Annotated in this window: 12 protein-coding genes; all 12 read left to right on the top strand. The window is 27.2% G+C overall.

Annotated features, from left to right (window positions below; genetic code table 11):
- On the top strand, nucleotides 1-507 hold a 507-nt coding region (deoC, locus tag ACWYO2_RS03820; RefSeq protein WP_455515174.1), incomplete at its 5' end, for a deoxyribose-phosphate aldolase.
- A gap of 28 nt (nucleotides 508-535) precedes the next feature.
- Nucleotides 536-1,246, top strand: coding sequence for a purine-nucleoside phosphorylase (gene deoD, locus ACWYO2_RS03815; protein WP_455515173.1), 711 nt, complete (start codon nucleotides 536-538; stop codon nucleotides 1,244-1,246).
- Between the two features lie 8 nt (nucleotides 1,247-1,254).
- Nucleotides 1,255-1,665 carry a cytidine deaminase gene (locus ACWYO2_RS03810; protein WP_455515172.1) on the top strand — a complete coding sequence of 137 codons (411 nt, stop codon included), beginning with the start codon at nucleotides 1,255-1,257 and terminating at the stop codon, nucleotides 1,663-1,665.
- Between the two features lie 169 nt (nucleotides 1,666-1,834).
- Entirely contained in the window at nucleotides 1,835-2,392 is a 558-nt protein-coding gene (gene hpt / locus ACWYO2_RS03805) for a hypoxanthine phosphoribosyltransferase (RefSeq protein WP_455515171.1), read from the top strand.
- Nucleotides 2,379-3,185 carry a 16S rRNA (adenine(1518)-N(6)/adenine(1519)-N(6))-dimethyltransferase RsmA gene (rsmA, locus tag ACWYO2_RS03800; protein ID WP_455515170.1) on the top strand — a complete coding sequence of 269 codons (807 nt, stop codon included), beginning with the start codon at nucleotides 2,379-2,381 and terminating at the stop codon, nucleotides 3,183-3,185. Before hpt ends, rsmA begins: the two co-directional genes overlap by 14 nt.
- Nucleotide 3,186: 1 nt before the next feature.
- Nucleotides 3,187-3,426, top strand: coding sequence for a DUF4911 domain-containing protein (locus ACWYO2_RS03795; protein WP_455515169.1), 240 nt, complete (start codon nucleotides 3,187-3,189; stop codon nucleotides 3,424-3,426).
- Nucleotides 3,423-3,668 (top strand): KH domain-containing protein, encoded by a 246-nt coding sequence (locus ACWYO2_RS03790; RefSeq protein ID WP_455515168.1) that lies wholly within the window; start codon nucleotides 3,423-3,425, stop codon nucleotides 3,666-3,668. Before ACWYO2_RS03795 ends, ACWYO2_RS03790 begins: the two co-directional genes overlap by 4 nt.
- 140 nt (nucleotides 3,669-3,808) lie before the next feature.
- Nucleotides 3,809-4,936: an ABC transporter substrate-binding protein gene (locus tag ACWYO2_RS03785; RefSeq protein WP_455515167.1), complete on the top strand. Its 1,128-nt coding sequence runs from the start codon at nucleotides 3,809-3,811 to the stop codon at nucleotides 4,934-4,936.
- Nucleotides 4,937-4,980: 44 nt separating this feature from the next.
- The gene (locus ACWYO2_RS03780; protein WP_455515166.1) at nucleotides 4,981-5,877 is read left to right on the top strand and encodes a branched-chain amino acid ABC transporter permease; all 897 of its coding nucleotides are present in this window, start codon (nucleotides 4,981-4,983) and stop codon (nucleotides 5,875-5,877) included.
- A gap of 1 nt (nucleotide 5,878) precedes the next feature.
- On the top strand, nucleotides 5,879-6,898 hold the full coding sequence (locus ACWYO2_RS03775) for a branched-chain amino acid ABC transporter permease (RefSeq protein ID WP_455515165.1): 1,020 nt from the start codon (nucleotides 5,879-5,881) through the stop codon (nucleotides 6,896-6,898).
- Complete coding sequence (locus ACWYO2_RS03770; protein WP_455515164.1) at nucleotides 6,898-7,656, top strand: ABC transporter ATP-binding protein; 759 nt, start codon at nucleotides 6,898-6,900, stop codon at nucleotides 7,654-7,656. Before ACWYO2_RS03775 ends, ACWYO2_RS03770 begins: the two co-directional genes overlap by 1 nt.
- A gap of 2 nt (nucleotides 7,657-7,658) precedes the next feature.
- A partial coding sequence (locus ACWYO2_RS03765; protein ID WP_455515163.1) for an ATP-binding cassette domain-containing protein occupies nucleotides 7,659-7,940 on the top strand: 282 nt, incomplete at its 3' end.

Below are 7,940 nucleotides of genomic sequence, written 5' to 3'. Positions count from 1 at the left end.
AAGAACTCAGATGTTAAAATAGCTGCAGTAGTTGGATTTCCTTTAGGTGCTATGACTAAAACTGCTAAAGTTTTTGAAGCTCGTGAAGCTATTGCTAATGGTGCTAATGAAATAGATATGGTTATAAACATAGGGAAATTAATTGAAGGTGATTCTAAATATGTAGAAGATGAAATTAGAGAAATAAAAGAAGCAATAGGAGAAAATGTTCTAAAAGTAATAATTGAAACTTGTTATTTAAATGAAGAACAAAAAATGTTAGCTTGTGAATTATCTTTAAATGCTAATGCTGATTTTGTTAAAACTTCAACAGGTTTTGGGACTGCAGGTGCTACATTTGAAGATGTAATTTTAATGAAAAAAATGGTAGGAGATAATGCAGGGGTAAAAGCAAGTGGAGGAGTTAAAAGTTACGAAACTGCTGAAAAATATATTGAATTAGGAGCAACTCGTTTGGGTACTAGTTCAGGTATAGATATAATAAAAGGTGCTAAAAATATAAAATAAATAAAATAGGAATGGAGATGATTAAAAAATGGCAACACCACATATAGGGGCAAATAAAGGAGATATAGCAGAAACAATATTATTACCAGGAGATCCGTTAAGAGCTAAATATATAGCAGAAACATTTTTAGAAGATGTAGTATGTTACAATAATGTTAGAGGAATGTTAGGGTTCACTGGTACATATAAAGGAAAAAGAGTGTCTGTTCAAGGAACAGGAATGGGTATACCTTCAATAGGAATATATACACACGAATTAATAGCTGAATATGGTTGTAAAAATTTAATAAGAATAGGTACAGCAGGTTCTACACATGAAGATGTTAAAATTAGAGATGTAGTAATAGCTATGGCGGCTTCAACTGACTCTAATATAAATAAATTAAGATTTAATGGAGCAGATTATGCACCTTGTGCAAATCCAGAATTATTTATTAAAGCTTATGAATTAGGTAAAGAAAGAAATATAAGTATAAAAGCAGGAAACATTTTAACTAGTGATACTTTCTATGGAGATGAAGCTGATGGATGGAAAAAATGGGCTAAATTTGGAATACTTTGTGTAGAAATGGAAACAGCACAATTATATACTACAGCAGCAAAATTAGGTGCAAGAGCTCTTACTCTTTTAACTATAAGTGATTCATTAGTTACAGGAGAAGCTACATCTGCAGAAGAAAGACAAACTACATTTAATGATATGATAAAACTTGCATTAGATACAGCTCTATCTTTATAGGAGTAGATATGAAATATACTGATACACAAATTAAAGAGTATATAAAGCAAGCTAATGAAATTTTAGATAGGGCGTATGTTCCTTATTCTAAATTTCATGTTGGAGCAGTTGTAGTTGATACGGATGGAAATGTTTATAAAGGAATAAATGTTGAAAATGCTTCTTATGGTTTGGCTATATGTGCTGAAAGAAACGCTATTAGTTCTGCAGTTACTGAGGGAATGAAAAAAATAGATTTGATAGTAATAACAGGAAATACAGATGAACCTATTAGTCCTTGTGGTATGTGTAGACAAGTTATACGTGAATTTGCAACACCTGATACAAGAATAGTGTTAGCAACATCAAAAAATGATAATTATATAGTTTGGACTTTAGAAGAAATGATACCATATTCTTTTGGACCAGAACATTTATAAGAGTGGAGATATCCACTCTTTTTATTTTATAAGTGAAAAATGTTTTTGAATCAATACCCTTGATTTTGAGAAGATTTTACTGTATAATCTACATAATAAACATATTTAAGTAAAGAAAGGAGAGTGTGATAAATTTAACTGAATTTAAACTTATCATACAAGATCTGAAATGAGAGATTGGGAAAAAGGAATAGTTAAAAAAATTGCAACAGAAGAGCAATTAAAAGAAAGAATAAAAGAATTAGGTGCACAAATAACAAAAGATTACGAAAATGATGATGCAGACTTTATAGTTGTCGGTATTTTAAAGGGATCTATATTATTTATGGCAGATTTAATTAGAGAAATTAAGCGTCCTTTAAAAATAGACTTTATGGAAATATCTAGTTATGGTGATGAGTTTGAAACAAGTAATGAAATTAAGATTATTAAAGATTTAGATTATCCAGTTAAAGGGAAAAATGTTTTAATAGTTGAAGATATCATAGATTCAGGACAAACACTTAAAAAGGTTCTTAAAATGATAGGTAAAAGAGAACCTAAAGAAGTTATACTTTGCACTCTGTTAGATAAAAAAGTTGAAAGAAAAGTTGATATAGATGTTCAATATGTTGGATTTGAAATACCTAATGAATTTGTTTTAGGTTATGGGCTTGATTTTAAACAAGAATATAGAAATATACCATATATAGGAGTAATGGATTTAGAACTTTATGAAAAAGAATAAGGAACACAATCATAAAAAAAAATATGGTCAAAATTTTCTTGAAGATAATGAACTTTTGGAGAGAATTAAGGAAGTTTCTAGAATAAATAATACAGATTATGTTATAGAAATAGGGCCTGGACTTGGATATTTAACTTCTATGTTGCTTGAAAATTCAAAAAAATTAATTGCTTTTGAAATAGATAAAGATTTAATACCTAAATTAAATAAAAAGTTTTCAAATTATTCCAACTTTGAATTAATAAATACTGATTTCATGGATTATGATTTAAGTCAAATATTGAATTATAATAAATTTAGAGTTATAGCTAATATTCCGTATTATATAACAAGTCCGATAATAAATAAATTGATTGATTTTAGAGAACAAGTTGAAGATATATATTTAATGGTTCAAAAAGAAGTTGGAGAAAGATTGATTTTCAGTAAAAATAATAGTGATAGAGGTGTGTTTACATATATATTACAGTTTTATGCTGAAGTTGAGTATTTATTTACTGTAAATAAGGAAATGTTTGATCCTATACCTAAGGTCGATTCAGCTTTTATTAGAATAAAACCATATAAAGATAAAAAATATGAAAAATTAATAAATGAAAAAATATATATTAAATATATTAAAGCTTCATTTACTAATAAAAGAAAGAGTTTAGTTAATAATCTTAAGTTAATTGGTGTGGAAAGAGAAAAATTAGAAAATATTTTACTTGAGATGGGAAAAACAGTTAAAGCACGTGCTGAAGAATTAACTATAGAAGAATATATAGAATTAATAAAGAAATTAGAGGACTGATATGAGAAGTTATGAATATATTTTAGATATAGATAAACGTGATATTGATTTTATAAATAAAATAGTAGAAGCGTATGAAGGCTTGGCTATAGTTAGAACTTTAGATTCTAAAAATGGTAAAATTAAAATTTTAACAAATGAGTATATGAAAAGTGATGTTGATTTGCTTTTAGAAAAATTTAGAAAAAATGGTATTAAATTTGATATAATATCACAGGATTTTTGGAAAGGGATACTATGAACGAAGAATATTATAAAGAAATGGTTAAATTTTGGTTGGAACAATTATTACAAAATGAAGTAAAGTATGACATAAGTACTAAAGGTGGGAAAAATATACTTATTGACATAGTTGTTGATAAAGAAAATATAGGGAAGATAATTGGAAGAAATGGAAAGTTGATTACTTGTATTAGAAATTTAATTTCTTCTATATCTAATAAAAATAAAGAAAATGTAGTTATAAAGGTTATAGAAAAATAGATGTATGTCTATTTTTTTTATTTATGAAAAAGAATTTAATCATAAACAATATATATGGCAATCATAAATTAAATATATTTTGAATAATTTAAAATATGTGGTATAATCATTTCATAATTTTAAGAATTGGAGGAGCGAAAATGAAAAAAGTAATATTATCAGTTTTATCTGTAATGTTTTTATTTAGTTGTGGTGCTAAGGCAACAAATAGTAGTAGTAAGGAGGGAGCTGATTCTATTATTAAAGTTGGGCTTCCTGAACCATTAACAGGTGATTTATCACAATATGGTGTGGCTATAAAAGAGGGAATAGAATTAAAGATTGAGGAAGTTAACAATGCCGGTGGAATAAATGGTAAAAAAGTTGAATTATTAGTACAAGATACAAAAGGTGATTTACAAGAAGTTGTAAATATTGTAAAAAAAATGATATCAGTTGATAAAGTTAATGCAATTTTAGGGGAAGCTATTTCTGCAAATACGTTTGCAGCAGCTGAACTTGCACAAAAGGCAAAGATACCTATGATTACACCTGCTGGAACTAGATTTGATATTACAACAGGTAAAGATTATGTATTTAGAACTACTTTTACAGATCCTTATCAAGGTGAAGTTTTAGCTAAGTATATAAAGGAATTAGGATATAAAAATGTAGCTATTCTTACAAATACTTCAAGTGATTATTCTGTTGGAGTTTCTGATAAGTTTAAAGAAATTGCAAAAAGTGAAGGACTTTCATTTATAGAACAAAAATATACTAAAGATGATAAAGATTTCAAATCACTTTTAACTAATGTTAAAAACTCTGGAGCGGATGCTTTATTAATACCAGATTATTACAATACTATAGGATTAATTTTATCTCAAGCTAAGGAATTAGGATTAAATATTCAAGCCTTTGGTTCAGATGGTTGGGATGGAATACAAGAGAATTTTGCACAAGTTGCAGATGGTGCAATATTTACAAGTCAATATGATCTTGAAGATAAAAAGGAATTATCAGTTAAGTTTAGAGAAGCATATAAAGCTAAGTATAATAAAGAACCAAATTTATTTAATGCTTTAGGTTATGATTCTGCTACAATATTAGTAGAAGCTTTAGCTAAGTCTGAAAATTTAGATCCAGCTAAGTTAAGAGATTTAATTTCACAAACTAAACTTGATTTAGTTACAGGAAGTTTAGAATTTGATTCTGAAAGAAATCCTAAAAAACAAGTTTCTTTCTTAACTATTAAAGATGGAAAAGTATTATTAAAGGAAAAATATTAAAACAATAAAATGACCATCTAGGTCATTTTATTTTTGGAGGAAAAATGTTTAAGAACTTTTTAGAGCAAACATTGAATGGTTTGCAAACTGGAAGTATTTATGCACTTATAGCCCTAGGATATACTATGGTTTATGGTATAGTAAAGTTAATAAATTTTGCACATGGTGATATTTTGATGGTAGGGGCATATATAGCTTTTATGTGTGTTACAAATGGTTTTGGGCTGACAAGTGCCTTACTTGTTGCAGTTTTATTTTGTGTGATATTAGGGGTAGTGATTGAAAAATTAGCATATAAACCATTAAGAGATGGTAGTCGTATGAATGTATTGATTACAGCTATTGGAGTTAGTTTTTTACTTGAAAGTATTGCTTTAATTTATTTTGGAGCTTCTCCTAAGGTTATATCATTAAATAATGTTCCTATATTTTTATCTAATGATAAGTATGTAAATATATTAGGTATTGATGCTAGTTATTTAAGTTTGTTTATAATCATAGTATCAATAATATGTATGATATTACTTTATTTATTTATTAAATTTACGAATCTTGGTAAAGCTATGCGTGCAGTTGCACAAGATTTATCAGCTGCTAAACTGATGGGTATAAATACAGATTTTACAATTTCTATAACTTTTGCCATAGGATCTGCTTTAGGTGCTTTAGGTGGTGTTATGTATGCCTTAATGTATCCAAGAATTGATCCATATATGGGATTGCTTCCTGGACTTAAAGCATTTATTGCTGCTGTCTTTGGAGGAATAGGTTCTATTCCTGGAGCTGTTATTGGTGGATATTTAATGGGGATAATAGAAAATTATGTAAAAGGATATATTTCATCAACTTGGGCAAATCCAATAGTATTTGGAATATTGATAATAACTTTAATATTTAGACCTAATGGAATTTTAGGTAAAAATATGAAAGAGAAGGTGTAAGATGGATAATACTTTAAAAATTAGAAATTATGCTGAAAATTTAAAAAATATAAATAAGAAAAACTATATTACAAGTTTTCTACTTTTAGCTTTACTTTATTTATGTCTTGCTTATTCAATACTTGGCGATGATATATTTAGTTATAAGGCTGGTATATATGTAAATATTTTAATATATATTTTATTTGCATTAAGTTTAAATGTAGTATCAGGAGTGATGGGAGAACTAAATTTAGGTCATGCAGGATTTATATCTATTGGAGCCTATTCTGCAAGTATTTTATCTATATTTCTTCAAAAATATTCATTAAATTCAGATTTACATTTACTTATAGTAACTATATTCGGAGGAATAATAGCAGGATTTTCAGGACTATTTTTATCGTCTATAACTTTAAGACTTAGAGGGGATTATCTTGCTATAATTACTCTTGCTTTTGGTGAAATAATTAAATATATAATACAAAATATTGATTTTTTAGGTGGTGCAGCAGGATTAAATGGTATTCCTAATATTACAACATTTAATAATGTATATTTAATAGTTGTTTTATCATCTATTGTACTAATAATGATATTGATTTCTAAAAAAGGTAGATTATTATTATCTATTAGAGAAAATGAAATAGCTGCAGAAAATATGGGAGTAGATATTAATAGAGCTAAGATTTATGGATTTATACTTTCTGCATTTTTTGCTGGTATTGGTGGTTCTTTATTTGCACATAATTTAGGAAGTTTAACACCTGATAAATTCAATTTTGTATTCTCTATAGAAATATTAGTTATGGTTGTGTTAGGAGGTCTTGGTAGTATTACAGGTGCTGTTGTTTCTGCAACTTTCCTAACTTTATTAAATGAAATATTAAGATCGGTTTCAGAGTATAGACTTTTAATATATTCTTTAATACTAATATTTTTAATGATATTTAAGAAAGATGGTATATTAGGTACATCAGAGTTTACTATACCTAAACTATTCTCATTTTTAAAGAGGATAAAAAATAAGGTGGTGAAATAATGGAATTACTAAAAACAGAAAATCTAAGTATAGATTTTGGAGGATTAAGAGCTGTAAATAACTTAAATATGGAAATAAATGAAGGTGAATTAGTTGGGTTAATAGGACCTAACGGTGCTGGTAAAACTTCAGTATTTAATCTTTTGACAGGAGTATATAAACCTACGGAGGGAAGTATTAAGATATCAGGAGTTAATACTTTTAATTTGAAAACTAATAAAATAGTTGAACTTGGTATTTCTAGAACTTTTCAAAATATTAGAATATATAAGCAACTTAGCGTATTAGATAATGTTAGAATATCTCTTGATCAAAAAGAAAATTATTCAACTTTAGCTGCTATATTTAGAACAAAGAAGTTTAGAAATATGGAATCAGAATTAACGAAAAAAGCGTTAGAATATCTTAGAATGTTTGATTTAGAATCTATGGCTAACAATAGAGCTGATTCATTATCTTATGGTAATCAAAGAAAATTAGAAATAGCAAGAGCACTAGCTTGTAATCCAAAATTGTTATTATTAGATGAACCAGCTGCTGGTATGAATCCTAATGAAACACAGGAATTGATGGAAATAATAAGAAATATTAGAGATAATATGGGTATTTCAATACTTTTAATTGAACATGATATGGATTTAGTTATGGGTATATGTGAAAGATTATATGTTCTTAATTTTGGAGAAATAATAGCGAAAGGAAATCCTTTAGAAATTCAAAATAACCCTGAAGTTATAAAGGCTTATTTAGGTGATTAGTTATGAGTAAAATTTTAGAAGTAAATGAAATAAATGTATTTTACGATAAGATACATGCAATAAAAGATATTTCTTTCTATATTAAAGAAGGGGAAATTGTTTCTTTTATAGGGGCTAACGGTGCAGGTAAAACAACTATACTTAATGCTATATCTAATATATTACCTATTAAATCAGGTGAAGTGGTATTAAATGGAGAGGGTATAAATAATGTTAAAGCACATAAATTAGTGCCTATGGGTATGGCACATGTTCCAGAAGGGAGACGTATATTTACTGATTTA

Source organism: Pseudostreptobacillus sp. (assembly GCF_977040545.1).
This window is presented reverse-complemented; position numbering and strand designations above follow the sequence as displayed.

Bases quoted from the DNA above. Each gene is read 5' to 3' on its own strand.
- deoD (WP_455515173.1), top strand. From the start codon at position 536: ATGGCAACACCACATATAGGGGCAAATAAAGGAGATATAGCAGAAACA.
- ACWYO2_RS03810 (WP_455515172.1), top strand. From the start codon at position 1,255: ATGAAATATACTGATACACAAATTAAAGAGTATATAAAGCAAGCTAAT.
- hpt (WP_455515171.1), top strand. From the start codon at position 1,835: ATGAGAGATTGGGAAAAAGGAATAGTTAAAAAAATTGCAACAGAAGAG.
- rsmA (WP_455515170.1), top strand. From the start codon at position 2,379: ATGAAAAAGAATAAGGAACACAATCATAAAAAAAAATATGGTCAAAAT.
- ACWYO2_RS03795 (WP_455515169.1), top strand. From the start codon at position 3,187: ATGAGAAGTTATGAATATATTTTAGATATAGATAAACGTGATATTGAT.
- ACWYO2_RS03790 (WP_455515168.1), top strand. From the start codon at position 3,423: ATGAACGAAGAATATTATAAAGAAATGGTTAAATTTTGGTTGGAACAA.
- ACWYO2_RS03785 (WP_455515167.1), top strand. From the start codon at position 3,809: ATGAAAAAAGTAATATTATCAGTTTTATCTGTAATGTTTTTATTTAGT.
- ACWYO2_RS03780 (WP_455515166.1), top strand. From the start codon at position 4,981: ATGTTTAAGAACTTTTTAGAGCAAACATTGAATGGTTTGCAAACTGGA.
- ACWYO2_RS03775 (WP_455515165.1), top strand. From the start codon at position 5,879: ATGGATAATACTTTAAAAATTAGAAATTATGCTGAAAATTTAAAAAAT.
- ACWYO2_RS03770 (WP_455515164.1), top strand. From the start codon at position 6,898: ATGGAATTACTAAAAACAGAAAATCTAAGTATAGATTTTGGAGGATTA.